This is a genomic window from Clostridium tetanomorphum (assembly GCF_017873215.1).
In the GTDB taxonomy this organism is placed as follows: Bacteria; Bacillota; Clostridia; order Clostridiales; family Clostridiaceae; genus Clostridium_AO; species Clostridium_AO tetanomorphum.
The window spans coordinates 130185-155478 of sequence record NZ_JAGGKA010000001.1 but is presented as its reverse complement, the minus strand read 5'-3'; the positions used below and the strand labels follow the sequence as shown (position 1 = coordinate 155478).

At 29.7% G+C, this 25294-nt stretch carries 24 protein-coding genes, 1 tRNA gene, 1 other RNA gene and 1 riboswitch; of the genes, 2 read left to right on the top strand and 24 right to left on the bottom strand.

The features are described from left to right. Positions 1-8: 8 nt before the first annotated feature. The 11 genes from minC to J2Z24_RS00785 form a co-directional block, all read right to left on the bottom strand. Positions 9-641: a septum site-determining protein MinC gene (gene minC / locus J2Z24_RS00835; protein WP_035144345.1), complete on the bottom strand. Its 633-nt coding sequence runs from the start codon at positions 639-641 to the stop codon at positions 9-11. Positions 642-760: 119 nt separating this feature from the next. Next, positions 761-3616, bottom strand: a complete 2856-nt coding sequence (locus J2Z24_RS00830) for a penicillin-binding transpeptidase domain-containing protein (protein ID WP_241392978.1) — start codon at positions 3614-3616, stop codon at positions 761-763. A gap of 13 nt (positions 3617-3629) precedes the next feature. Continuing rightward, entirely contained in the window at positions 3630-4121 is a 492-nt protein-coding gene (mreD, locus tag J2Z24_RS00825) for a rod shape-determining protein MreD (protein ID WP_035144344.1), read from the bottom strand. A gap of 12 nt (positions 4122-4133) precedes the next feature. Beyond that, the gene (mreC, locus tag J2Z24_RS00820) at positions 4134-4982 is read right to left on the bottom strand and encodes a rod shape-determining protein MreC (protein WP_035144343.1); all 849 of its coding nucleotides are present in this window, start codon (positions 4980-4982) and stop codon (positions 4134-4136) included. Positions 4983-4984: 2 nt separating this feature from the next. After that, entirely contained in the window at positions 4985-6001 is a 1017-nt protein-coding gene (locus J2Z24_RS00815) for a rod shape-determining protein (protein WP_035144341.1), read from the bottom strand. Positions 6002-6022: 21 nt separating this feature from the next. Then, complete coding sequence (gene radC / locus J2Z24_RS00810) at positions 6023-6709, bottom strand: RadC family protein (RefSeq protein WP_035144340.1); 687 nt, start codon at positions 6707-6709, stop codon at positions 6023-6025. 14 nt (positions 6710-6723) lie between these two features. After that, positions 6724-7314 (bottom strand): Maf-like protein, encoded by a 591-nt coding sequence (locus J2Z24_RS00805; RefSeq protein ID WP_035144339.1) that lies wholly within the window; start codon positions 7312-7314, stop codon positions 6724-6726. Between the two features lie 274 nt (positions 7315-7588). After that, positions 7589-8359 carry a hypothetical protein gene (locus tag J2Z24_RS00800; protein WP_051593081.1) on the bottom strand — a complete coding sequence of 257 codons (771 nt, stop codon included), beginning with the start codon at positions 8357-8359 and terminating at the stop codon, positions 7589-7591. A 115-nt stretch (positions 8360-8474) separates the two neighbouring features. Then, positions 8475-9083 carry a C40 family peptidase gene (locus tag J2Z24_RS00795; protein ID WP_035144337.1) on the bottom strand — a complete coding sequence of 203 codons (609 nt, stop codon included), beginning with the start codon at positions 9081-9083 and terminating at the stop codon, positions 8475-8477. Continuing rightward, a riboswitch (cyclic di-AMP (ydaO/yuaA leader) is annotated at positions 9084-9232 on the bottom strand. A 188-nt stretch (positions 9233-9420) separates the two neighbouring features. Further along, positions 9421-10062 carry a lactate utilization protein gene (locus tag J2Z24_RS00790; RefSeq protein ID WP_035144336.1) on the bottom strand — a complete coding sequence of 214 codons (642 nt, stop codon included), beginning with the start codon at positions 10060-10062 and terminating at the stop codon, positions 9421-9423. Further along, a complete protein-coding gene (locus tag J2Z24_RS00785) occupies positions 10055-10582 on the bottom strand; it encodes a GNAT family N-acetyltransferase (RefSeq protein WP_035144334.1) in 528 nt (175 codons plus the stop codon). The genes J2Z24_RS00790 and J2Z24_RS00785 overlap by 8 nt, the downstream gene beginning before the upstream one ends. Positions 10583-10743: 161 nt before the next feature. Between J2Z24_RS00785 and J2Z24_RS00780 the strand changes: the two genes are divergently transcribed. Continuing rightward, positions 10744-11883 carry an acyl-CoA dehydrogenase gene (locus J2Z24_RS00780; protein WP_035144333.1) on the top strand — a complete coding sequence of 380 codons (1140 nt, stop codon included), beginning with the start codon at positions 10744-10746 and terminating at the stop codon, positions 11881-11883. Between the two features lie 37 nt (positions 11884-11920). On the opposite strand, the gene J2Z24_RS00775 is transcribed toward J2Z24_RS00780, so the two are convergent. The 10 genes from J2Z24_RS00775 to glpK all read right to left on the bottom strand — a co-directional run bounded on the left by J2Z24_RS00775 (position 11921) and on the right by glpK (position 23461). Continuing rightward, positions 11921-12964 (bottom strand): electron transfer flavoprotein subunit alpha/FixB family protein, encoded by a 1044-nt coding sequence (locus tag J2Z24_RS00775; protein WP_035144331.1) that lies wholly within the window; start codon positions 12962-12964, stop codon positions 11921-11923. A 14-nt stretch (positions 12965-12978) separates the two neighbouring features. Further along, positions 12979-13767 carry an electron transfer flavoprotein subunit beta/FixA family protein gene (locus J2Z24_RS00770; RefSeq protein WP_035144330.1) on the bottom strand — a complete coding sequence of 263 codons (789 nt, stop codon included), beginning with the start codon at positions 13765-13767 and terminating at the stop codon, positions 12979-12981. Positions 13768-13787: 20 nt separating this feature from the next. Then, positions 13788-14924, bottom strand: coding sequence for an acyl-CoA dehydrogenase (locus tag J2Z24_RS00765; protein ID WP_035144329.1), 1137 nt, complete (start codon positions 14922-14924; stop codon positions 13788-13790). Positions 14925-15163: 239 nt separating this feature from the next. Beyond that, the gene (locus J2Z24_RS00760) at positions 15164-15562 is read right to left on the bottom strand and encodes a hotdog fold domain-containing protein (protein ID WP_035144328.1); all 399 of its coding nucleotides are present in this window, start codon (positions 15560-15562) and stop codon (positions 15164-15166) included. A 29-nt stretch (positions 15563-15591) separates the two neighbouring features. After that, the gene (locus J2Z24_RS00755; RefSeq protein WP_035144326.1) at positions 15592-16038 is read right to left on the bottom strand and encodes a hotdog family protein; all 447 of its coding nucleotides are present in this window, start codon (positions 16036-16038) and stop codon (positions 15592-15594) included. A 25-nt stretch (positions 16039-16063) separates the two neighbouring features. After that, positions 16064-17254: a CaiB/BaiF CoA transferase family protein gene (locus J2Z24_RS00750; protein ID WP_035144325.1), complete on the bottom strand. Its 1191-nt coding sequence runs from the start codon at positions 17252-17254 to the stop codon at positions 16064-16066. Positions 17255-17379: 125 nt separating this feature from the next. Continuing rightward, entirely contained in the window at positions 17380-18741 is a 1362-nt protein-coding gene (locus tag J2Z24_RS00745; RefSeq protein WP_035144324.1) for a branched-chain amino acid transport system II carrier protein, read from the bottom strand. Positions 18742-18886: 145 nt separating this feature from the next. Further along, complete coding sequence (gene uppS / locus J2Z24_RS00740) at positions 18887-19546, bottom strand: polyprenyl diphosphate synthase (RefSeq protein WP_035144323.1); 660 nt, start codon at positions 19544-19546, stop codon at positions 18887-18889. A 123-nt stretch (positions 19547-19669) separates the two neighbouring features. Next, a complete protein-coding gene (gene recQ, locus J2Z24_RS00735; RefSeq protein WP_035144321.1) occupies positions 19670-21808 on the bottom strand; it encodes a DNA helicase RecQ in 2139 nt (712 codons plus the stop codon). 156 nt (positions 21809-21964) lie between these two features. After that, positions 21965-23461: a glycerol kinase GlpK gene (gene glpK, locus J2Z24_RS00730; protein ID WP_035144320.1), complete on the bottom strand. Its 1497-nt coding sequence runs from the start codon at positions 23459-23461 to the stop codon at positions 21965-21967. Positions 23462-24004: 543 nt separating this feature from the next. On the opposite strand from glpK, the gene J2Z24_RS00725 reads away from it, so the two are divergent. Beyond that, the gene (locus J2Z24_RS00725; protein WP_156950169.1) at positions 24005-24163 is read left to right on the top strand and encodes a hypothetical protein; all 159 of its coding nucleotides are present in this window, start codon (positions 24005-24007) and stop codon (positions 24161-24163) included. A 180-nt stretch (positions 24164-24343) separates the two neighbouring features. On the opposite strand, the gene ssrS is transcribed toward J2Z24_RS00725, so the two are convergent. The 3 genes from ssrS to J2Z24_RS00710 form a co-directional block, all read right to left on the bottom strand. Beyond that, positions 24344-24537: non-coding RNA, 6S RNA (gene ssrS, locus J2Z24_RS00720), on the bottom strand. A gap of 65 nt (positions 24538-24602) precedes the next feature. Beyond that, positions 24603-24685, bottom strand: a tRNA-Leu gene (locus J2Z24_RS00715). Positions 24686-24728: 43 nt separating this feature from the next. Then, positions 24729-25277: a lytic transglycosylase domain-containing protein gene (locus J2Z24_RS00710; protein WP_035144319.1), complete on the bottom strand. Its 549-nt coding sequence runs from the start codon at positions 25275-25277 to the stop codon at positions 24729-24731. Between the last annotated feature and the right edge of the window lie 17 nt (positions 25278-25294).

The following is a 25294-nucleotide window of genomic DNA, read 5'->3' as shown; positions in this document are numbered from 1 at the left end:
TCCCTCCGTTAAATAAATTTATTAGGTAAATAAGGTTCTACCACTATGCTGTTTCCTTTTACTTTTGCTACTTCAGGATATTGAGGTTTAATATTATCCTCAGGTGCTCTGGTAGCTATGTCTCCTATTTGAAGTATTTGTGGCTGTAAATAAAAAGCTGCTACTATAGCTTTACCATTCCCCCCCATACCAGCATGTACATATCCTCTTAATGCACCAAGAACTATTATATTGCCACCTGCATATATTTCTGAACCTGAATTTACATCTCCAACTATCACAACATTTCCCTGGTAATTTATTATCTGTCCACTTCTAATAGTTCTCCTTATAAACTTAGTTCTTCCTTCATATATACCTGAAAAAGTCTTTATATTCTTTTCTTCTGAATTTTCAAAAATACAATCTTTGATTAAAAATTCATCAAAAAGTATATCCTTTAATCTTCTTAAATCCTTTTCATTGATGTATTTAAGTTCTGTGGTTATTTTTAAAGTACATCCTTTATAAAAAATTCTTCCTTTAGATAACCTTTCAATTAGAAATTCGAGCATTTCGTCAAAATCTTTAAATTTGTTCATATTTATTACTGCATTAAGTCCTTCTTTGTTTCCTTTTATAATTATACTTTCATCTAACATAACTTAAACCTCCAAGAGTCGGCATATGTTTATATTTCAACAAATATCCTACAATTCCTTCTACAAATTAATAGTTTTTCTAAAAAGGGCACATACTTTTTTGTATATGCCCCTATAATTTATTTATCATAATTATATTTAAAATTATAATTCTTTTTCTTTAATTCATCCTTAAAATATTGCTCATACATTGCTTCAGCTACTGGAATTAACTCTCCTCCATGCCCTCCATCAAATACAAATATACATATGGCTATCTCAGGATTATCATATGGTGCAAATCCTACGAAAACCGCTGCGGAAGTTCTTCCTATCTTATCCTGAAGTTTTTCATTAAAAGTTGCTGAACCTGTTTTACCTGCATTTTCAATAGGAAAATTATTCAAAGCAGAAGCTGTACCATCTTCGGTAACTTTCTTCATTCCTTCCTTTACTGCCTTCAATGTTTCAGGCTTTACATCTATTTTTTCAATAACTTCTGGTTTAACTTCTTGTATTAAATTATTATTTGAATCTAAAAATTTATCAACAAGATGGACTTTATATCTATTTCCACCATTGGCAATAGTAGCCACATAATTTGCTAATTGTAGTGGTGTAAACTCATTAGAACCCTGACCAATTGCTGCATTATATACATTACCTGGTCTAACAGTCTCTTCATCAATGGCATTTATTTGTGTATATATTTTGGATAATGCTGTAGATATATCACCATCAGTAAATTTTTTATTTTTTAAAGCTGGTGTATTCTCTACTAATTCCTTTAATAATGACTTAACAGTATCTGAAAAATTATCTACATTCTTAAATCTCATCTGTGACTTTATAGTATCTTGGATTTTACCTTTTAAATCCTTTATTTTTTCACTATCTTCATTTTGTATTTGTATATCAATTCCTTCATTTCCACTTCCATCTTTAGCTTTTCTTATATTTTTTAAATCATCATAAACATTCCACATACGCACATTAGCTGATCTGTTTCTTTCAGATTGCACGTTAAATACCTGTCCAAAATTTTCCGGAATTTCTATTCCGGTAGATGGTTTTGCTTTCCCCTTTGGGTCTACTCCTAATCCAAATTTCCATGCATAGCTTGCTAAAGTATCCAAGCTCTTTTCATATAGTCCATCTCCTACTGAAAAGAAGAAATAGTTGTTAGAACATGCAAGAGCCCCTGCAACATCTAAATCTCCTTTACTTTCAGTATTCCAGTCCTTTCCGTTATATCCGTATTTGGTAAATATTAATTTATCATATATTTTTTGCGTTGGAGTTATTACTCCTTCCTCAAGACCGGCTATAGCAGTTAATGGTTTAAAAGTTGATCCTGGAGCAGTTAACGCTGAAGTAGCATAATTAAAAAACGGCTTAGGATATATATCATACTGATCTCTTCTTTGAACTTTTCCTGATTTATTATCTTTATTATTCATAGGCGGAAATAGCTCATCCATTGTTACAGGTAAATTTCTAGCAGAAATATAATTTTTTGCAAAGGCTTCTAAATCTGGATTAAAGAATTTATTATATTCCCCAGTAGTAAGCTTTCCTGGAGTAGAAAATATATTGGGATCATATCCAGGTCTACTTGCCAGTGCTAAAACCCCTCCGGTTTTTACATTTATAGCCACTGCTGCACCTCTTGTAGCATTAGATGTATTTACCCCATCATAGCTCACATTAGGATTTCTTCTTAAATCTTCCATAACTTTATCTAATGTTGTTTCTGCCGCCATCTGAACATCCTTATCTATTGTAAGTTGTAACGTTTGTCCTGGATACGGCTCTCTTCTTCCTAACTCTTCTATAACTCTTCCTTGTTTATTTAATTTTACAATCCTTCCACCTTTTGATCCTCTAAGTCTATCTTCATAGACATATTCTAATCCAGCAGTACCAATATAATCAGAACTTACATCATATCCCTTTTCTTTATATTTTTCAGGATTATTACTTATTTTAGATATATATCCTAAAAAAGCAGATCCCAACTCACCAAAAGGATATTTTCTTAAAGGCTGATTAGTTACATCTATTCCTGGAAGATCATTTAATCTCTCTAAGAAAATAAATGCTGAATTCTTTTCAATGTTACTAGCTATTATTACTGGTTTGTAACCAGAATAACTTTGCATCCTCTTGGTATCTTTTATTATCATATAATTTCTCTGAAGCTCTAAATCATATTCTAATTTATCTATACCATATTGTGATATTAAATCTTTAAATATTGCTTTTGCATCTTTAGACTTAGCTTTTACATATTTATCTAATTGAGATTTTAACTGTTCACTGTCTTTTATATTAAATCTTTTTAATATAAGTTTATATGCTTCTTGTGGATTTACCTTATACTGTTCCAAAAGGTTGTAAAAATCCTTTTTGGGATTTATTTCATATTTATCTACTAATAGTTTATATGTTTCTTCCGGAGATATTTTTAGCAACTCTTTATCTACCATATCGTTCTGTTCATTTGTAAATTTAGTAATATTATCCTTTTTATCAGGAAATAATCTCCTCTCTATAGCCTCATTTAATCCTCTATCTCTTTTAAATCTTACTTCTTGAATTCTTTTAGCACTTTCACTTTCTGTCTTAAATTCAAATCTAAAAGGATTTATCTTTAATTCAAAATCATCTTCTTGCTGTTCTTTATTTTCTTTTAAAAGTTGAAAAACCTTATCCATAGTTTCAAAAAAATACTTTTCATTATCACTCGTTTCGTTATACACTAACATATAACTTTGTTTGTTAGTAGCCAAGACCACACCTTTCTTATCTACTATGTTTCCCCTTGGTGCTGGATCAGGAACTTCAGTTAAAGCTGCCATATCTGCTCGTTCCTTGTAATACTCTTCTTTTACTACCTGCAATTTTAAAAGCTTATATCCTAAAACTGAATATATTATAGCTATTACTAAAAAAAAAGCTGTGTACCTATTAAATTTTTTCTTTTTTTCTTTCATATTCACCATTCCTTTAAAATTTCCATTTTCTTTGCATATACTGTTTATTGCATAATTTATAAACTAATTTATACATAGGTATAGAAATTATCATATTATAAATACTGCTAAAAAATATAATTTTAGCATCCATATTTATTTTTAATAAATATAGTATAACAAAAACAAGTATTCCTTTAAATACACTTAAAAAAAAGTTAGAAATAATAGGTACAAAAATCTTTTCTTTAAATATATTTACCCCTATAAAACCTGCTAATACACAACTTAACATATTTACAAAGGCATTAATGCCAAATACATTGTTGAAATATAAATCTTGTAAAACTCCAGCAAAAACGCCTACCCATAGACCTTCCCAACTTTCATTTACTATTGAATAACTTATTATAAAAGTAAATAATACACTAGGTATAAATCCTTTAATAGAAAAAAACGGCACAAAAGCATTATCAAATATTAGTAACAACATAATTATTGAGAATAAAGTAATAAATTTCTTCATATTTACATCACCTTAATTTTTTATATCCAGTTTACTTTTTGGAACAACAACAAATACTTCTTCCAACTTAGAGAAATCTACATAGGGTTGAACTACTGCATTCTTCATAACTTTACCTTTATCCTCTTCTACATCTATTACTTTACCTATTCTAATTCCCTTAGGGTAAAGCCCTCCAACTATTCCTGAAGTTAAAATAGAATCTTCAACTTTAATCTTAGAATCTAGAGGAAGATAATATAATTTAGCTAATTGTCTATTGTTGCTGTCTTTGTATCCTTTTATGATACCAACACTTTCTCTTGTGCTTTGTATCATACAACTAACTGCTATATTCTCATTTGATAAAGTTTGTACCTTGGCCCAATTATCTCCTACAGAGGTAATTTGTCCAACAAGTCCATCATTTGTTGTAACTACCATTTGTTTTTCAATACCATCATTTCTTCCTTTATTAATTACAAATTCATTTAAAAAACTTCCTCCACTTTTATATATTATGTCACAACCTACATAATTATATTGTGAGGTTTGAGTTTTAAAATTTAAAGCTCCTCTTAGTCTTTCATTCTCAGCTTTCAAAACATCATACTCTTTAGCTTTACTTTCTAACTCATTATTTCTTTTTTTTAATTCTTCATTTTCTTTTTTTACTTCGGAAAAACTAGAAAAAAACTCTATAAACCCTTTAACTTTGCTATTAATATTATAAAAAACTCCTCCAGCAGAATTAATCGTTACACCTATGCCATTTTCCACAAAAGATACTTTGTCTCTTTTAATGCTATATCCAATTAATGTTAAAAATGCAACTGACAGTACAACTATTGTTACTGCCAGTTTATTCTTAAAGAAGTTCATATTTATCTTTTCTTATTACTCATTAATGTATCTAAAGTATCTAATGCTTTTCCGGCTCCAAGTGCAACACAATCCATAGATGATTCTGCTATATGAACAGGCATATGAGTTTCATTATTTATAAGTAAATCTAATCCTTTTAATTCCGCTCCTCCACCAGCAAGCATAATACCTTTATCCATAATATCTGAAGCAAGTTCTGGTGGTGTTTTTTCTAATGTACTTTTTATAGCATCTACAATAGCCGCTACAGGTTCTCTTAAAGCTTCTCTAACTTCGCTTTCTGTAATATTTATAACTTTTGGTAATCCTGTTATTAAATCTCTTCCTCTTATCTCCATTGAATTATCTTCTTCTCCTGTATCATAAGCAGATCCTAACTGAATTTTTACATTCTCAGCGGTTCTTTCACCAATCATTAAATTATACTGTTTTTTAATATAACTTATTATAGCCTGATCAAGCTCATCTCCCGCAATTCTTAAAGATTTGCTTGTAACTATACCGCCTAAGGATATTATTGCTACTTCAGTAGTTCCTCCACCTATATCTACTATCATGCTACCAGTTGGTTCATTTACTGGTAGTCCAGCTCCAATTGCTGCAGCCATTGGTTCTTCCATTAAAAGTACTTCTCTTGCTCCAGCTTGTTTTGTTGCTTCATCTATAGCTCTTTTCTCAACTTCTGTAACTCCTGATGGAAAACATACTACTATTCTTGGGCTAGTAAAAGCACTTTTAGCACTTACTTTTTCAATAAACTTCTTAAGCATTGTCTGAGTAACGTCAAAATCTGCAATTACTCCATCTTTTAAAGGTCTTATAGCCACTATATTTCCTGGAGTTCTTCCTATCATCTGTTTTGCTTCTTCTCCAACTGCAAGAACTCTTTTTGTATCACTATTTATAGCCACAACTGAAGGTTCTCTTAAAAGTACTCCTTTACCTTTTACATATATTAATGTGTTAGCTGTTCCTAAGTCTATTCCCATATCTCTAGATATTCCAAATAATCCCATTTAGTATTTCTCCTTTCACTTTCACAATATACCTTTTTCCTTTAAACTTATATAAATTCCATCTCCAATAATTATATGATCCAGCAAATCTATTCCAACTATTCTGCTGCATTCTTTAAGTCTATTAGTTACATTAATATCTTCATTACTAGGTTTAGGATCTCCCGATGGATGATTATGACATATAATTATAGATGAACTACTATTTTTTATAGCTTCACAAAATATTTCTCTAGGATGTACTATGGAAGAATTTAAACTTCCCATGAATATATTTGTTATTTTTATAACATAATTTTTAGTATTTAGCATTATAACTTTAAGAAACTCTTGCTTTAAACATCTCATTTCTTCCATAACTAATAAAGCTACATCATTAGGTTTAGTTATCTTAAAATTTTCACCAGACTTAAAGGTCTTAAATCTTTTAAACAATTCTCCTAATGCTAGCAATTGAGCTGCTTTTGCTTTACCTATTCCCCTTATTTTTAGAAGTTCCTGTGGTGAAGAATTTAAAATGCCATTTAATCCTTCACATTTTTCTATCAATCTTCCACAAAGATTAATTATATTTTCTTTTTTACTTCCTGTTCTCAAAATTATAGCTAATAACTCTACATTAGAAATACTTTCTGTGCCATATCTTAGTAATCTTTCTCTAGGTCTTTCATTTTCAGGTAAATCTCTAATTTTTAGGTTTTTATTCATAAGTAAATCTCCTTTTAAAGATTTACCCCCATACCCTTTAAAATAGAATACAATTTATTTAAAGGAAGCCCTACAACATTATAATAGCATCCATTAATTTTTTCAACAAAAATCCCTCCATAGCCTTGTATTCCATAGGCACCGGCTTTATCCATAGGTTCTCCTGATTCTATATATTTTCTTATAGTTTCATCAGGTATCTCAGAAAATTTAACATCTGTACAAACATAATCTTTAACTAAATTTCCATCTATAGTATTATATACTGAAATGCCTGTATAGACCTGATGTATCTTTCCACTTAAAGATTTAAGCATATTAAAGGCGTCTTCTTTATTTACTGGCTTGCCAAGGACTTTATTATTGAAAAAAACTATAGTGTCTGAAGCTATAACTATACTTTCATCCTTATTACCAGATTCTTTTAACTTCCTAACAACCTCTAGCGCTTTGCCTTTAGCTAAATCCATGACATAAAATCCACAATGTCCATTAAATAAGACCTCATTTTCATTAAAATCACTTACTATAATAGAAAAATCTTCTACTATTCTTTTAAGAAGTTCTTTTCGTCTTTCAGAAGCAGAGGCTAAAATAATATTCATTTTTTTCACTTCCTATATTTGTTCTTTAGTATTATTGCCATATTTATACAAAATATATCTTCATTTTCTATATTTTATATGCAATATTTTATATGTTTATATATCTTTTATAGTTTATCATTTAATAAAATGTTAAACAAGTATATATAATATATTGTTAAAAAAAATTTTATATATAACCTCATATATTTATTAAATAATATAAAAAATAGGGATTTGTTGAACATATCCCTATTTCTCTCATAATTTTATTATTTTTTTACATAATTCTACCTTAATTCAACTTTTTTAGAAAATTATATATAAATATATAATTTTCCGAAGTTTTATCTTTACTAATATTATCTGGCAATTTATTTATCTTATTCTTTAACTCATTCAATACTTTTATATTCTTACTGTTTTTGTCAACTTCTTTAAGTGATGCACACCAACTTTTAATTTCCTTAGTCTGAATTGATTTAACATTCTTTTCAGATAATTTATTAAGTATTTTTATGTATGCATTAATAATTTCTACAATTTCTACATCGCATAAATCATTACATTTTATGGATAAAATCATCTTTGAATTTGCTATCTTTTTACTATCTAATATTTTTATTATATTTAAACTTTCTTTTTCTTCATATATACCTAAAAATACTCTCTTAAGCTTTCCCTCTTTTATGGTAAAAGGATTGCCAACCTGCTTTAATTTTCCTAATGTCTCTGAGGCATATTTCTCATTTTCAAACACTCCTCCTTGAATAGCTACATATGATACTGTCTTTCCTTTTGAATATACTGTACCTTTTAAATCATTAGTTTTAGCATTATTATTGCTCTCACTTTTATTTGCTATTCTATCCTTAGATGGATTTTTCTCTTCATATACTACTTCTTTACTATCAGAAGGAATATTCTTTGATAAATTCTTCATGAAAATTTTAGAAAATAAACTTCCTAATAGAAGAGACGCAAGTAATATAATTAAAACAATAAGAAAAAAATAAAAATTATTCTTTCTTCTTCTTAAATCGTATCTAGTATATTTAATTTTCATCACCTCCGCTTATACAGTTTTATCTTTACTACTAATATATTTAGAAGCGATTTTATTTATGATTAAAAAAATACCCAACCTATTAAAAGACTGGGACTAAATCTATTTAAAAAACTTAATTTAAAATTCTTCTAGCTCCTGCATATCTAGAAGTATAGTAACTTCCTGAAAGTTGGCTTATAGTTACTTTTCCGCTTCCTGAAGAAGCATGTATGAATTGACCTCCACCTATGTATATACCTACATGCGAAATGTCTCCATATGTATTAAAAAAAACTAAATCTCCTGGTAGAAGATTTTCTTTTGATACTGCTTGTCCCACTTGAAACTGTGACCCAGTATAATGGGCAAGACTTACACCAAAAGCATTGTAAACGTATGCTGTAAATCCTGAACAATCAAATGAAGATGGTCCAGATGCACCCCAAACATAAGGTTTCCCTAAAAATTTATAGGAATAAGATACAACATCACTTCTTCCGCTACTTCCTCTACTTAATGATTTCTTTGAATTCTTAACAGTATTTTTAGAAGTATCTGCTTTTTTAGGAACTATAATAACCTTATCTGTTTTTACGCTAGCTGCTCTAACAACCGTTGTTGTATTTTTAGCATTATTAATTTTAGCATCAGCTTTTGCAGGATTTACTCTATTTGCTCCAAGTAATGAAAAACAAAGAAACAATAGAGCTGTTACCATAACTTTTTTCTTTAATGTCTTCATATTTTCCACCTTTCTTGCTTCCGAAGTTAGCTGCCGGGTTCGGGTTAAGGTTCCCCTACTCAACAAATAATATTGTCAAGATTAACCCCAATTTACTGGTTCCTCCGTACCTAATTATTTATCATCTTAGGATTCAGCACTTCTTCATTATAATTTATTGTTAATTAAAAAGTCAAGAAAATTTAAGAAATTCTTAAGAATTCATGTTATTTTGTTATAACTTTTTATATTTTTATACGTATTATTTTACTTTATCCGTAAATTTTTCATATAAATTTTAAAAGCTATTTAAAAAAATAGCTTTTAAAACATTATACCTTTATTATATCTTTATCAATTAATATCCAAGTTGTTTTCCTACAATAATAACTTTAATTCTTCCCTTTACTTTTTGTCTTCTCATAATAACATAATCGCTACATATTCTATCTTCACTTTTGCAATCCATACAATATCCTAATTTTACACAAGGAGTATCTTTATTTAATCGTTTTGCATTAGTAGGAGCTGCCACTCTTCTTAATCTTTCCTCAGCTTCATTTATATCTTTTACAATTTTATTTACTCCACAAATTATTATAACTTCATCTGGTCCATAAATTATAGGAGCAACTCTATTTCCATTACCATCTACATTATATAATTCACCTTGCTCTGTTATAGCATTACTGCTCGATAAAAAAATATCTGCTGAAAATGTTTCTCTATAAATTTTTTTGATTTGTTCTGGCGTTAAATCATTTTCATATCTATCTAAAAATTTATATTTTCCATCCCTTAAAAAATTAATAACGCCTAATTCAAATAAAGTCATAGATCCTCCAACTGATACTATAGATCCTTCTTTAATCACATGACTAAGTTTTAATTTTAACTCTTTTTCATCCTTAACATAAAAAGCTTCCATATTATTCTTTTCTAAATTTTTAATAGTTCTTTCTACTTTTTTTTCTAAATTCCATAAAAGATTATTATCCATAAAATCCCCCTACTCTTTTTAATATAATCATATCTGATTCTTCTCCATCTATATTATAATAATTTTTAGATATTCTTAGTATTTCATAATTGTTTTTTTTCCAAAACTTTATAGTATCATGACTTTTAGCCATAACCGTTGCAAAAAATTTCTTTACATTATATTCTTTTATAAGATAGTCAATAAATTCTTTAAGTATTTTACTACCTATGCCTTTATATCTCATATCTTTGTCTATTAAAAAGCATCCAACCCATACTTCAATAACAGTTTTAAATTCTAATCTTCCTTTTATTACTCCTATTAATTCATTATTTTTAATTATCTTTAAGAAAAATTCACTTTCGCTTATATAATATTCTAAAAATCTTTCATATAACTCGTCAAATTTCATTGGATTCACAATGTTTTGCTCCATATAACTACTCTGATAATTAATCCATTCTTGCATAAAGGAGATATCTTCTTTTTCAACATTCATTATATTAATATCTTCAAAGTCAATACTTACATCTAACATAGATTCACCTCACTTCATCTCACTTTAATTTTTTATTCTACAAATATTATTAAAATCCTTTTAATTAAAGTTATATTAAATCAAATTGGTTCATAAGTATTATATAAGTTTTTCTATTTTATGAAAATTACTTATTATTTACAATTAAGGGGGTAAAATATATGAATTTTCAATTGACTAAAGAGCAAGAATCTATAAGACAAATGGTTAAGGAGTTTGTTCAGAATAATATAAAACCTATAGCGGCTGAAAGCGATGCTACAGGTATTTTCCCAATGAATAGTTTTAAAAAAATGGCTGACTTGGGTTTACTTAGTCTTCCATTCCCTAAAGAATATGGTGGAGCCGGTGGTGATTATTTTTCTTATGCTATAGCTGTTGAAGAAATATCTAAGGCATGTGCTGCTACAGGCATATCTTATTCAGTTAATACTTCACTTTGTGCTTATCCTATATATCAATTTGGAACAGAAGAACAAAAACAAAAATATCTAACTCAATTAGCTTCTGGTAAAAAGTTAGGAGGATTCGGCCTTACAGAACCTAATGCTGGTACAGACGCTGGTGGACAGAAAACTACTGCACTCTTAAATGGTGATCATTATATATTAAATGGAGAAAAGAAATTTACAACTAACAGCCCTGTGGCTGATATATTTGTAGTATTTGCTATGACCGATAAAAGTAAAGGTATTAAAGGAATTTCTGCATTTATAGTAGAAAAAGATTTCCCTGGTTTCTCTATTGGAAAACTTGAAGATAAAATGGGTATAAGAGCTGCTCAAGTAGCTGAGACCATATACAAAGATTGTATAGTTCCAAAAGAAAACTTATTAGGTAAAGAGGGAGAAGGTTTTAAAATAGCCATGAAAACTCTCGATGGTGGAAGAATAGGCGTTGCTGCTCAAGCTTTAGGAATAGCTGAAGGAGCCTTCGAAGAAACAGTTAAATATATGAAGGAAAGAAAACAATTCGGAAAAGAATTGTATAAATTCCAAGGATTATCGTGGATGATAGCAGAAATGAACTTAAAAATTGAGCAAGCAAGATACCTAGTTTATAAAGCTGCTTGGGATAAAGATAATGGACTTCCTTATTCAGCCTCTGCAGCAAGAGCAAAATGGGCAGCTACTGATACAGCAATGTATGTAACTACAGAAGCTGTTCAATTACTAGGTGGATATGGTTATACAAAAGATTTCCCTGTAGAGAGAATGATGAGAGATGCTAAAATAACTCAAATTTATGAAGGAACAAATCAAGTACAAAAAATGGTTATAGCTGGAGATGTTTTTAGATAATACACAGCCCTGCATATTGTTGCAGGGCTTGTCTCTTTTAAATATTTAAATGCGTTATAAAAGTTTCTAAAATATCCTCTGAATGTTCTAAAGCTTCTATTAATGCTGGTATCACTTCATATAAATCTCCTATAATGCCATAATGAGCCACTTTAAATATAGGCGCATTTTTATCTTTATTTATAGCAATTATTAAGTCTGATTCCTTCATTCCTGCCAAATGTTGTATAGCTCCTGATATACCACAAGCTATATATAGTTTAGGCCTAACGGTTTTCCCTGTTTGTCCAACTTGATGAGGTTGCTCAATCCATCCTGAATCCACCGCTGCACGGGAAGCTCCAACTTCTCCTTTAAGTCTTTTAGCAAGCTTTCTTATTAATTGAAAGCCTTCTTTATCACCTAGTCCCCTTCCTCCAGATACAATCACATCTGCTTTTGCTAATTCTACTTCCTGTCTTTCCCTTTTAACTATTTCTAATACAATAGCATTCTTATCATCTTCACATAAATTAAAAGGTATCTTTTCTATTTTCCCAATTCTATTAGCATTATATTTAGGCTTTTTCATAACCCCTGGTCTTACTGTGGACATTTGTGGCCTATGTTTAGGACAAATTATTGTAGCCATTAAATTTCCACCAAAAGCAGGACGTGTTTGTAAAAATTCACCGTTTTGCTCATCAATTTCAAGTTTTGTACAGTCTGCTGTAAGCCCAGTTTTAAGTCTAGCAGCTAATCTTGGCCCTAAATCTCTTCCTATAGAAGTAGCTCCTATCAATACAATTTCAGGTTTTCTTTCATTTATTAAACTACTTATTACTCTAGTGTAAACCTCCGTAGAATACACCTTTAAAAAATTATCTTCAACGCAAATAACCTTATCTGCACCATACTCTATTAACTCTTTTGCCATAATATCTAATTTATCTCCAAGAAGAATAGAAGTAAGTTTTACTCCTAATTTATCTGCGATTTTTCTTCCTTCTCCTAACAATTCTAATGCTATATTTAATAATTTTCCTTCTCTCTGCTCTGCAAAAACCCATACACCTTTATAATTACTAATATCTTTACCCATTTTTTCCCCTCCTTCTAAATAATCTGTTTTTCTCTAAACTTTACTATTAACTGTTCGGTAATTTCTTTAATATTTCCCTGAAGAATTTCTCCCTTAAAACTTACTGAAGGAGTAAAAGATTTCTTTACATTTGTGGGGGAACCCTTAAGACCTATGTTTTCTCTATCTACTAAAATATCATTTATATTCCATACTTTAATTTCTTTTTCTCTAAAAGCATTATATATACCTAATATAGAAGGATATCTAGGTTTATTTAAGTCTTTTATTGTAGTTAATAATATAGGCATTTTAGATTTTATTATATAATATCCATCTTCTGTAGCTCTATGGGCTATTACTTCTTTTCCCTGTATCTCTAAATTATTTACATAAGTAATTTGTGGTATATTTAAATGCTCAGCAACTTCCGGTCCAACTTGTGCTGTATCCCCATCTATAGCCTGTCTACCACAGAATATTATTTCATAATCTCCAATTTTGTTTATAGCAGAAGCTAGTATTAAAGAAGTAGCCCAAGTATCAGAGCCTGCAAATTGTCTATCACTTAAAAGAATTGCATCATCAACTCCCATAGCCAACGCTTCTCTTAAAGCAATTTCTGCCTGTGGCGGTCCCATACATAAAGCTACTATTTCTACATCTTTTAAATTTTCCTTTATTCTTACAGCTTCTTCTATAGCATTTTTATCATCAGGATTTATAATACTTGGTACTCCTTCTCTTATTAATGTTCCTTTTATGGGATCTATTCTAACCTCATTAGTATCTGGAACTTGTTTTATACAAACTATTATCCTCATAACTTTATTCACTCCTTTATCTATGATAATAAAGCTCTGGAAATTACCATTTTCTGTACTTCTGATGTACCTTCATATATCTCAGTTATCTTTGCATCTCTCATCATCCTCTCTAAAGGGTAATCCTTCATATATCCATATCCTCCATGCATTTGAACTGCCTTTGTTGTTACATACATAGCAGTTTTTGATGCAAACAATTTAGCCATAGAAGCATCTTTGCTAAAAGCTTCTCCATTATCCATTTTCATTGCTGCTTTATGAACTAATAACCTAGCAGCATTAACACTTGTCTCCATATCTGCTAACATCCATTGAAGTCCTTGGAAATTAGCCAAAGGTTTTTTAAATTGTTCTCTTTGTTTTAAATATTTTATGGTTTCATCTATAGCTCCTTGAGCTATTCCAACTGCTTGAGATGCCATAGCAATTCTACCACCGTCCAATGCCTTCATAGCTAACTTAAAGCCTTCCCCTTCTCTTCCCAAAAGGTTTTCTTTAGGAATTATGCAATCTTTAAAAATAAGTTCTGAAGTAGCAGAAGCTCTTATTCCCATTTTATTTTCTTTCTTTCCTATAAAGAAGCCCGGAAAGCTATCCTCTACTATAAATGCACTTATTCCCTTATTACCTTTACTTTTATCTGTCATGGCTAAAATTATATAAGTATTCGCTTCTCCTCCATTAGTTATAAAGCATTTTTGTCCATTTAATATATAATTATCTCCCTGTAAAACAGCAACACTTGTTTGACTTGCAGAATCTGTACCTGCATTAGGCTCTGTTAATGCAAAAGCTCCTAAGCTTTCTCCCTTTAGCATAGGCGGCAAATATTTTTCCTTCTGATAGCTCTTACCATAATTTAACATCAACCAACAAGGTATAGTGTGAACTGCTAAAATTGCAGCAGTAGCTGCGCACTTTTTAGCTATTTCCTCTATACACATTGCAAAAGTTAACTCATCTCCTCCAGCTCCGCCATACTCAGTAGAAAATGGTATTCCCATCATATTTAATTTCCCCATTTTCATAATATTTTCTCTAGGAAACTCACAGTCTTCATCTATTTTAGCCGCAATAGGTTCTATTTCATTTTCAACAAATTCTCTAAGTGTTTTTATAATCATTAGTTGCTCTTTACTTAGCTTATAATTCATATTTCCCCCTCATTTCTCCTATTATATTAAAATTCATATTTTTAGTTTTATTATTTATGTTTCTCTTATAAAAAATCACAATACAAAAAAAGTGCGACACACTTTTTTATAGTACATAGAAAAGATTACAGATTACAGATAAGGAAGCTTTTTTCCGTTATTATTACAGAAAATTTTCCTTATCTGTATTCTATGCTCTTTAATCTGTGCTTTGAAAAGTTGCTTCGCAATCCTTTTAATTATCTTTCTGGCACTTCATAAATTGCAGTAAATTCAGTGCATAAAATTGGTTTTTCTAAAACATCTATTGCACTTGCTTGATTGACAATATTGGGGTTTTCAGCTATTTTAAAAGTTCTACATTGTATTTTTCTTTTATTATCTTCTACTCCTAAAATTCTTCCTACTAACTCCAAATAATCTCCTGCAAAAATAGGATTATATAATCTTATATTATCAAACCCTACACATTTACCTTCATTTCCATCATGCATAATCATAAGTCTAGTAGCTACATCCCCCATTAATGTAATTGAACGTGATCCATTTACAACGCCACCCCCATAAAATACATCTTTAGAAGACATACGCAAACGCATTTTTGTTTCATAATTTCTATCTAATTTTTCAAATGCCATAATTACACCTCCTACTGTAATAAAATTTACTATTCAATTTCTTCCCAAGGATCTTCTATAGTTCCATCTGGTTGGTTTCCCCTTTGAAGTTCTTTTTTAACTACTAGCACTGAATATCCTTCACCACATAAAACAGGAGGATTTAAAATATCTACATCATTTAAAGCGGCTTCTGGCTTTCCATTAAGCCTTGATGGAGTAGCAACTTTATAAGTTTCTAATTTACATGTACGAGATGTATTTCCTACCTTCACTAACGTAGCCTTAACATCTATCTGATCTCCTACATATATATCCTTATAAAATTTAATATCTCTATAGCCTAAACATAAAGATTCATCCCCATCAACTAATATCATAAGTTCAGTTTCTGCATCTCCCCAAATATCTAATTGCCTTCCAACAGGAACTATATCCCCTAAATTATTTCCATCTGATGGAGTCATTTTATAATTTAATACTGATTCTTTTCTCATAAAATATACCTCCTAATTTTTATAACTAGATTACCCCTTCTTTTTTCAAATCCTTTAGTTCTTCCTTTCCTATACCAAACATGGAATATACTTCTTCATTATGCTGTCCTAAAAGAGGTGCTGGTGCTTCTACACTTCCTGGGGTTCTAGATAATTTTATAGGAACTCCTTGAAAATACATTTCTCCTATAGCTGGATGATCAATATGAACCATCATTTCCCTAGCTTGAATTTGTGGATGTTCTATTGCCTCTTTCATGTCCAATACAGGCCCACAAGGTATTCCACATTTATCAAGTAATTCTTCTAAATATTTCTTAGTTTTATCTTTTGCCCACTCTCTAATTAAATTCTGTAAATCCGGAACATAATTTTGGCATCTTAAATCATTAGTTAAAAATCTAGGATCTTCAATTAAATCATCTCTTCCAATTACATTACAGAACTTGGCCCATAGTTTGTCATTTCCAACTCCTATAGCTATATATCCATCTTTAACTTCATATATATCAAAAGGTGCTATGGATGGATCTATATTTCCTTTTCTCTGTGGTATCTCTCCAGTCATAGTAGTCACCACTATAGAATTCTCAAGTAAACTAAATATAGTATCCAGCATAGCTACATCTACCGCTTGTCCCAACCCTGTTTTTTCTCTATTATAAAGAGCCATTAAGACTCCTACACATAAATATATTCCTGTCACATTGTCTGCTATAGATGGCCCAACTTTAGCTGGTGGTGTATTGGGAAAACCTGTTAAATTAACCATTCCACCCATAGATTGTGCAACTATATCATAACAAGGTCTATTACTTATTGGACCATACTGTCCAAATCCAGAACCTGAAGCAAATATTATTCTAGGATTTATCTCTTTTAAAGTTTCATACTCTATACCTAACTTTTTTGTAACTCCCATTCTAAAATTTTCAACCACTACATCTGCAGTCTTTACCATTTCATAGAATATTTTTTTACCCTTTTCAGTTTTTAAATTTAATGTAATACCTTTCTTATTTCTATTTAGAAATGCATAAAATCCGCTTTCCCCACTCTTAGCATCAATAGGCCCCCAACTACGACACTGATCTCCATTTAAGCTTTCGATTTTTATTACGTCTGCACCATTATCTGCTAGAAGAGTAGTACAAAATGGACCATTATATGCATGTGTTAAATCAAGAACTCTTATACCTTCTAATGCTTTTGTCATTTAATCATTCCCCCAATTCATTTATTTTTTCCCTAGTGTCCTTAATTTTAAATGTTTAAGCTTTTATATCTAATACTTATGAATAAGTATGTTTTATTATTACATAAATTTATATAAGTACATTTCTACCTATACAAATCTATACTTTTTATAGTCTTATTTTTAAAATCTATATTTAATATGGCTCCAATGATTATTGCTATAAAAGTAATACTTATCCACCCAAGACCAACAGAAGTAAAAGGGAAAAAATCATGTATTTTTTTTATAATACTAACATCTATTTTAAACATATCCATATAAGTTAATATTCCTTCAAATATTCCCCATATTAAAGCTGTTATTATTCCAAACTTGTAAGATGAAAACGTTCTTCTTTTTATGTCTAAATTAGGTATAAAGGCATAGAAAAGAGTCATAGTTATGGCTGCTGGATATACTATATCAAGTAGTGGTGCTGCTAATTCTACAATAGATGAAAGTCCAATAGCACTTACAATAGCACTTATAATTAAAGTTATAATTGCAGATTTATTATAGGAAATCTTTTTATTTGTAACTTCTTGAAAATAATTAGCTGTAGCAACTGCAAGTCCTATAGCTGTGGTTAAAGCTGCAAATAATAAGGCTATATTAAAAATCATGCCTCCAACATTCCCCCAAAGCTTTAGAACAACAGCAGAATAAAGAGCTGCATATTTAGTCTCCCCAAAAGTAGTCCCTGTCAAAGAGCCTACAATCATATGCCCTAAATGAGTTAATGTAAGCATTCCTATTCCAATCAATCCCACTTTCATTAAATTAATATCTAATTTTCTATCTATAATTCCTTTAAATTTTAAATCATCAATAATTATTGTTGCAAAAACCAAAGCACATAAAAGTTCTGCTGTAGCATATCCATTTTTGAACCCATAAGCAAATGCATTAATACCATATACCTTAGGTTGTACAGTAGAAATAGGAAATAAAATTCCTTTAGAAATTATAGCTATTACTGCAATTACAAGTACTGGAAATAATATTCTACTGATTTTATCTACAGCATCGGATTTTTTAGCTATAAACCAGTAGGTAAGTGAATAGTAAAAAATTGAAAAAATTAATGGTGCCATATAGGATTGCGGCTGAAATTTGCTTACTTGCAAAAATGCATCCCAAGCTGCTGCACTCATTCTTGGAATACAAAATAATGGACCTAAAACCAACATAGCCATACTACAAAAGAAATTAGCAAACCTATGTGATACCCTTTCCGATACTTGATAAAATGTTCCTTTAGCTCTAGATAAAGCTAAATACCCCAAAAGTGGAAAAAACAGAGCTGTTAAATATATTCCTATAAAAGCAGGAAAAATACTATTTCCACTTTCCTTTCCCCAGGTCATTGGCCATATCATACTTGATCCCCCAAAATGCATAGAAAACAGAGCTCCTCCCATAAGAAATAATTTCCCTGGTGATAATTTAGTGTTTTCTTTCTCCAATTATAATCCCCCTTCAATTTATTAGTACATTATGCATTTTTAAATGTTATTAATATCTTATTAATTTAATTTTTTATTTATTACCTAGAATAAAAATAAAATAAAAAAAGAGTCTCTAAGACTCTTAAATTATTTACACTATAAATTAGCCACCTAAAGTCACATCTTGATTTTCATACCAGCTTAATGCATCATAAAAATGCTCTGGTTTAAAATCAGGCCAAAAATCTTCCAATATATAAAAATCTGAATATACAGATTGTATTGGTAAAAATCCACTTAATCTACGTCTTCCACCCCATCTTATTATTAAATCTATTCTAGATATTTCTCCTGAGGCTATATTGTCAGTTGTTATTCTTTCATTTATATTGTTTTCATTATACTTAAATATGTCCCATTGCCAACCATAATTAATTAAAAAATTTGCTTTAATACCACCTTTTCCAAACTTTTGTCTTTTAGTAAATTTGATTAATTCTTTTGGAAACAAGGGTGATTTTGTATCTCCTACAACTAATATCTCTGAATCTTTATTAACTAATTCCATAACAGATTCTACGCAAGCTTTTCTAAATTCTTCTGTCTGTTCAGAGGGTCTTTTTGTATTGTCTTTGGTAAAACCATAAAAAGTTACTTCCTTTATTCCTATCTGTGAACATAAGTCAAATAATTTAACTCCGGGCTCTATTCCAAATTTATATCCATCTTTTTTTTCAAAGCCTCTGCTTTGAGCCCATCTTCTATTGCCATCTGGAATTATTCCAATGTGTTTAGGTAATCTTTTGAAATTAGACTTGTTCATACAAAACCCTCCAATGTATTCAATTAAAATATATTGTTACATAATTTTAAATTTCAATTTAATTATATGTATTTTTATTTTAACTTATGTATCTTTAAATTAAAATACATTTTTACATAAAATTCAACCTATTTTTTCCTTCATGTGTTTATACCAAACAGATTTTATCCACATATAATCAACTTCCGGTGGTAAAACTTCCTTTATTGGTTTCAATTTATTTCCACCTATTTTTTTAATTGCATTTAATATTATCTCTTCATAGTCTTTTGGAATAAAATCATCTATATTTACATCCATGCCTTCATCTAAACATTTAAATAAATGCTGCTGTATTGTTACAATACTTAGATTCCTTTCTTTTACTATTTCGTCTAAACTTTTCCCTTCTTTATAAAGATTATATGTTATTATATGAGTTTTAACTTTAACTTCATTATGTATATTATTCTCTTCATAATCTTTCCTATGATTTTCTCTTTCTAAATGGTTATCTTCTATATATTTATTTATAGTATCTATAAACCTATCTCCATATACCTCAGCTTTTCTCTCTCCAACCCCCTTAATTTTAAGTAAAGAATCTTTATCTGCTGGCATATATTCACTAAGCTCCTTCAATGTAGAATCGTGAAAAATCATAAATGGAGGAACTCCCTCTCTTTGAGATATTTCTTTTCTCAAACTCTTTAAAATCTCTAACAACATATTATCTGCTTTAGGCTTTTTAATAGCTTTAGTAACTTTCATAAATACAGGTTCTTTACCTTTTAATACATTATAAGACTTAGGCTTTAATTTAACTATTGGATACTTATCATCTGTAGTTAGAAGATATTCATCTGCTATTAATTTATTGATCAAAGCTACTATTTGTTTTTGTGAAAATTCACTCATTATTCCATAGGTAGAAAGTTCATTTAATCCTGCTGATAAAACCTTTTTATTTTTCGACCCTTTCAGTACGTCTCCTACCATATTTACTCCAAAACGCTCTTTCATTCTATAAACACAAGAAAATATTTTTTGAGCTTCTATAGTGATATCCTTAACTTCTCTATTATCATTACAATTGCTGCAATTATTACATTTATCCATTACATCTATTTCACCAAAATATTCAAGTATAAAGGCTCTTAAACATTTTGAAGTGTAACAATAATCTACCATAGCTCTTAATTTATTGTATTCATAATTTTTTCTATCTGGTGGTAACAAAGATTCATCTATAAAATACTTCTGAATATGTATATCTTGAGGGGAAAATAATAATATACATTCACTTTCCTCTCCATCTCTTCCTGCACGGCCTGCTTCCTGATAATAAGCTTCCATATTTTTAGGAATATTATAATGTATTACAAACCTTACATTAGACTTATCTATCCCCATTCCAAATGCATTTGTTGCAACTATTATATCTATATTATCAAAAGAGAAATCCTCTTGAACCCTCTTTCTATCTTCGTCACTTAATCCAGCATGATACACTCCCACTTTATATCCTTTATTTTTAAGCTTATTATATAAAGCCTCTGCTTCTTTCCTAGTAGAAGTGTAGATTATTCCTATCTTTCCTTTATTATTTTCTAAATAATCATATATAAAACCTTCTTTGTCCTCTCCCTTTATTACTGTGAAATTTAGATTTTCTCTATCAAATCCAGTTACAAATACATTAGGCTCTTTTAAAGCTAATAATGACAATATATCTTTTCTTACAACTTCTGTAGCAGTAGCTGTAAAAGCTCCAATTACTGGTCTTGGAAATAACTTATCAATAAACTTACTAATTTTTGTATAACTAGGTCTAAAATCATGTCCCCACTGTGATACACAATGTGCTTCATCTACTGCTACTAATGATATATGTAAATTGCTTAATCTATTACAAAAATTTTCAGCCTCTAATCTTTCAGGAGCAATATAAAGCAATTTATAAAATCCTTGTTCAGCATTAAAAATTCTTTCTTCTATCTCTAAGTTACTTAAAGAACTATTGATATATGTGGTCTCTATTCCCAACTCCTTTAATGAATCAACCTGATCTTTCATAAGAGAAATAAGTGGAGATATTACTATAGTAACTCCATCCTTTAAAAGAGCGGGTATTTGATAACAAATAGATTTTCCTGCTCCTGTAGGCATAATAGCTACAGTATCCTTACTATTTAAAATACTTTCTATTACTTTTTCCTGAGCACCTCTGAATTCATCATACCCAAAATATTTTTTTAAAACCTCTTTGGCATTACCCAACATAATTTGCCTCCTTGGTATTTATAATCACATCTATGATTATACCCTAAGTTGTACGTTTTTTTCATTAATTATTGAAAGTATTGTACATTAATTTATATATATTATAAAAAATATTACCTCCTTATAGATTTTTATAAAGAGGTAATATTTCTTAAATTATTTGCAATAATCACTTTTTGATCTTTTAATAGCTTCGTGCCATCCTTTTAAAAGTTCTTTTCTTTTTTCCTGTGTAATAGTGCTATTGTATTCCTTTTCAATTCCATTGTTAGATAATATATCCTCTTTGCTTTTCCAAAAATCAACTGTAAGTCCAGCTAAATACGCTGCTCCTAAAGCTGCTGTATCCTGCGTATGTTTTGATTTTTCTACTTTACAGTCTAGAATATCTGATTGAAATCCCATTAAAAAATTATTTAATGAAAATTCTCCATCTACCCTTAACTTTTTTAAAGTTATACTGGAGTCTTCCTCCATTACTTTTAAAACATCATAACTTTGATATGCTAATGATTCAAGTACTGCTCTTATAAAATGCTCTTTTTTAGTTCCTCTTGTAAGTCCCATAACTACACCATTAGCTTCAGGATCCCAATAAGGTGCGCCAAGTCCTGCAAAAGCTGGTACCATATATACTCCATTTGTATCTTCTACTGATAAAGCATACTCCTCAGATTCTTCAGGAGACTTTAACATTCTTAAATCATCAGAAATCCATCTTATAGCTTCTCCTGCCATAAAAATACTTCCCTCTAAGGCATATTTCACTTCATTTTCAGTTGCCCAAGCTATAGTAGTTAAAAGCCCTCTATTAGATTTTATAGGCTTATTTCCTGTATTCATAAACATAAAACATCCTGTACTATATGTGTTTTTAGCCATACCCTCCTCAAAAGAAGCTTGTCCAAATAAAGATGCATGTTGATCTCCAGCTACTCCTCCTATAGGCAACTCTTTACTAAATAAAACACTATCCGTGTATCCAAATAAATAGCTAGAAGGCTTAACTTCTGGCGCCATCTCTTTAGGTATATCAAAATGCTCTAAGAGGTCTTCATCCCATTTTAACGTATTTATATTAAAAAGCATTGTTCTAGATGCATTTGTATAATCTGTAATATGTTTTTTTCCCTTAGTTAAATTCCAAATAAGCCATGAATCCACGGTTCCAAAAATCAAGTTACCTTTTTCTGCTTCTTTTCTTGCTCCCTCTACATTATCAAGTATCCATTTTATTTTTGTGGCAGAAAAATAAGCATTTAAAACTAAACCTGTTTTTTCTCTTACTACTTCTCCAAGACCCTTTTTATTGAGTTCCTCACACATTTCTGCTGTCCTTCTACACTGCCAACTAATAGCATTATAAATTGGTAATCCAGTTCTTCTATCCCATACTAATACTGTTTCTCTTTGATTTGTAATTCCTACAGAAATTATATCCTCTGCCACTACATTGTATTTAGCCATTACTTCTGTAACTGCTGCAAATTGGCTTGCCCATATTTCCATAGGATTAAGTTCTACCCATTCTGGTTTTGGATATATAGGATTGGTTTTTCTTTCTCCAACTCCTATTATTTCACCATTTTTGTCAAATAATACACATCTAGATCTAATACTTCCTTGGTCTAAAACCAGTACATATTTTCCCATATTCTCTCCTCCTGTATACCTTTTCTTAAATCAAAATGCAAAAAGCCACATAAAGATAGTTACCTATCTTTATGTGGCTCTCTTATTCTCTGCCAAAATTTAAAATTATTATCACCTATAATTATATATATATTTTCTTAATATTTCAACTTTATTTCACAATTTATATTTATGAATTATTGGTAAAAAATATATTTACATGTAATTTATTATTTGATATAATATTTTTGTAAAAAAATTAATTTTTATATTAGGAGGTAGAGTTATGTTAAATTTAAATATTTTATCAAATAATTTAACTGAATATGTTTTAGCAAAAATAGTAGATGACTCTGCCGAAGGTGTTTTGTAATATACTAGCTTTTATAGCCACGGAGTTATCTATCCCTGTGGTTTTTTTAATTTATAACATTTAATTACGCTATTGAAAAGCCATGGAAAATCCATGGCTTTTTTATATATAAATTTAAGAAAGGAGAGATTGAAAAATGGCAGTAAAAATTAATAATTTAGGAATTAAAACTTTATTGGGAGGTGATATATATGCTTATCTTCGGAGCACCTAATTTAGATTACTATGTGGATTCTTTCCACAATGAATATAATAATGAGTGTAATAAAAACATTAGATTCTTTTGTAAAAACGAAGGAATTAACTTAGATTACTTTAAAAGACTATTATTCTTAGTTCATAAAAAATAATAGCATCTTATATTTCTACTAAAAATTAAACAAAATTTAAATATAAAATAGAACCTATAAAATAGACACTTATAAAAAAGATTCTATTTGTATAGGTTCTTTTGTATTCTCTTACAAAGTTCATTCTAAACTCTAACTATATTAAAAAGAGAGACATCACTGTCTCTCTTAATCTCAATGTTATAATCCAAAATACCGTTACTCTAATTTTGACACCTATCTCTCCGATAGGTGGGTGTTCTCACAGAAGTCTCTATCGCCTTCAATGCCGTCTAAAGGTCTCACATGAAAGTACATATCCACCTCTAAATCTTGAACTCCCTTTACTGTAATGTAGGTTCAAAATATAGAGCCAGCGAATATCTCAGAAATTATTCAATTTATTTCACTTTGCGATTTTATTATATCAGACTCGCTGAATATTTTCAATAGCAATTTTTGGTGCGAAAGACGGGACTTGAACCCGTACGGTCTCCCACACGCCCCTCAAACGTGCGCGTCTGCCTATTCCGCCACTCTCGCATTTACAATATTATTATACTACGCTATTTCATAATGTCAACATCTATTTATTGTATAAAAATCTATAAACTTTATAATTTACTTTAACCTTTTTTACATATTTATCTGTCTCTTTAAAAGGAATATAATGAAGATTTTTTCCATCCTTAGAATGATTATAATCATTTAACCATTTTTGAACGTTTCCTCTTCCTCCATTATAAGCTGCTAACACTAAATCCATATTATTATTAAATTCTTTTTTCAAATTATTTAAATACCAACATCCCATATGAATATTATATTCAGGCTCATAAAGTTTTTCTATTTCAAAATCCTTTAATTGCATTTGTTCCGCAATCCACTGACCTGTATTTGCCGTTATTTGCATAAGTCCATAGGCATTTTTACAAGATACTGCCTTAGGATTAAAATTACTTTCAGTTTTAATTACAGCTGCCACAAGATATGGATCTAAATTGTATTCTTCAGCACATTTATATATGTTTTGTGAATATGTCATAGGGTATATCTTTTTTAATAGGAATTGTGATGCATTAAAAAGTACAGCTATTAGCAATATAAATATAATAAATTTTATAAGTTTTTTCAATTTTATTTCCCACTCCC

What these genes read in the sequence shown, in the direction of transcription:
- uppS (WP_035144323.1), bottom strand. Translation starts at nt 19,546, where the DNA reads ATGAACAAGTCTAATTTCAAAAGATTACCTAAACACATTGGAATAATT.
- J2Z24_RS00760 (WP_035144328.1), bottom strand. Translation starts at nt 15,562, where the DNA reads ATGGCATTTGAAAAATTAGATAGAAATTATGAAACAAAAATGCGTTTG.
- J2Z24_RS00725 (WP_156950169.1), top strand. Translation starts at nt 24,005, where the DNA reads ATGCTTATCTTCGGAGCACCTAATTTAGATTACTATGTGGATTCTTTC.
- J2Z24_RS00770 (WP_035144330.1), bottom strand. Translation starts at nt 13,767, where the DNA reads ATGAGGATAATAGTTTGTATAAAACAAGTTCCAGATACTAATGAGGTT.
- minC (WP_035144345.1), bottom strand. Translation starts at nt 641, where the DNA reads ATGTTAGATGAAAGTATAATTATAAAAGGAAACAAAGAAGGACTTAAT.
- J2Z24_RS00800 (WP_051593081.1), bottom strand. Translation starts at nt 8,359, where the DNA reads ATGAAAATTAAATATACTAGATACGATTTAAGAAGAAGAAAGAATAAT.
- J2Z24_RS00815 (WP_035144341.1), bottom strand. Translation starts at nt 6,001, where the DNA reads ATGGGATTATTTGGAATATCTAGAGATATGGGAATAGACTTAGGAACA.
- J2Z24_RS00780 (WP_035144333.1), top strand. Translation starts at nt 10,744, where the DNA reads ATGAATTTTCAATTGACTAAAGAGCAAGAATCTATAAGACAAATGGTT.
- J2Z24_RS00775 (WP_035144331.1), bottom strand. Translation starts at nt 12,964, where the DNA reads ATGGGTAAAGATATTAGTAATTATAAAGGTGTATGGGTTTTTGCAGAG.
- mreD (WP_035144344.1), bottom strand. Translation starts at nt 4,121, where the DNA reads ATGAAGAAATTTATTACTTTATTCTCAATAATTATGTTGTTACTAATA.
- J2Z24_RS00805 (WP_035144339.1), bottom strand. Translation starts at nt 7,314, where the DNA reads ATGAATATTATTTTAGCCTCTGCTTCTGAAAGACGAAAAGAACTTCTT.
- J2Z24_RS00755 (WP_035144326.1), bottom strand. Translation starts at nt 16,038, where the DNA reads ATGAGAAAAGAATCAGTATTAAATTATAAAATGACTCCATCAGATGGA.
- J2Z24_RS00785 (WP_035144334.1), bottom strand. Translation starts at nt 10,582, where the DNA reads ATGTTAGATGTAAGTATTGACTTTGAAGATATTAATATAATGAATGTT.
- recQ (WP_035144321.1), bottom strand. Translation starts at nt 21,808, where the DNA reads ATGTTGGGTAATGCCAAAGAGGTTTTAAAAAAATATTTTGGGTATGAT.
- radC (WP_035144340.1), bottom strand. Translation starts at nt 6,709, where the DNA reads ATGAATAAAAACCTAAAAATTAGAGATTTACCTGAAAATGAAAGACCT.
- J2Z24_RS00790 (WP_035144336.1), bottom strand. Translation starts at nt 10,062, where the DNA reads ATGGATAATAATCTTTTATGGAATTTAGAAAAAAAAGTAGAAAGAACT.
- glpK (WP_035144320.1), bottom strand. Translation starts at nt 23,461, where the DNA reads ATGGGAAAATATGTACTGGTTTTAGACCAAGGAAGTATTAGATCTAGA.
- J2Z24_RS00750 (WP_035144325.1), bottom strand. Translation starts at nt 17,254, where the DNA reads ATGACAAAAGCATTAGAAGGTATAAGAGTTCTTGATTTAACACATGCA.
- J2Z24_RS00795 (WP_035144337.1), bottom strand. Translation starts at nt 9,083, where the DNA reads ATGAAGACATTAAAGAAAAAAGTTATGGTAACAGCTCTATTGTTTCTT.
- mreC (WP_035144343.1), bottom strand. Translation starts at nt 4,982, where the DNA reads ATGAACTTCTTTAAGAATAAACTGGCAGTAACAATAGTTGTACTGTCA.
- J2Z24_RS00830 (WP_241392978.1), bottom strand. Translation starts at nt 3,616, where the DNA reads ATGAAAGAAAAAAAGAAAAAATTTAATAGGTACACAGCTTTTTTTTTA.
- J2Z24_RS00765 (WP_035144329.1), bottom strand. Translation starts at nt 14,924, where the DNA reads ATGAATTATAAGCTAAGTAAAGAGCAACTAATGATTATAAAAACACTT.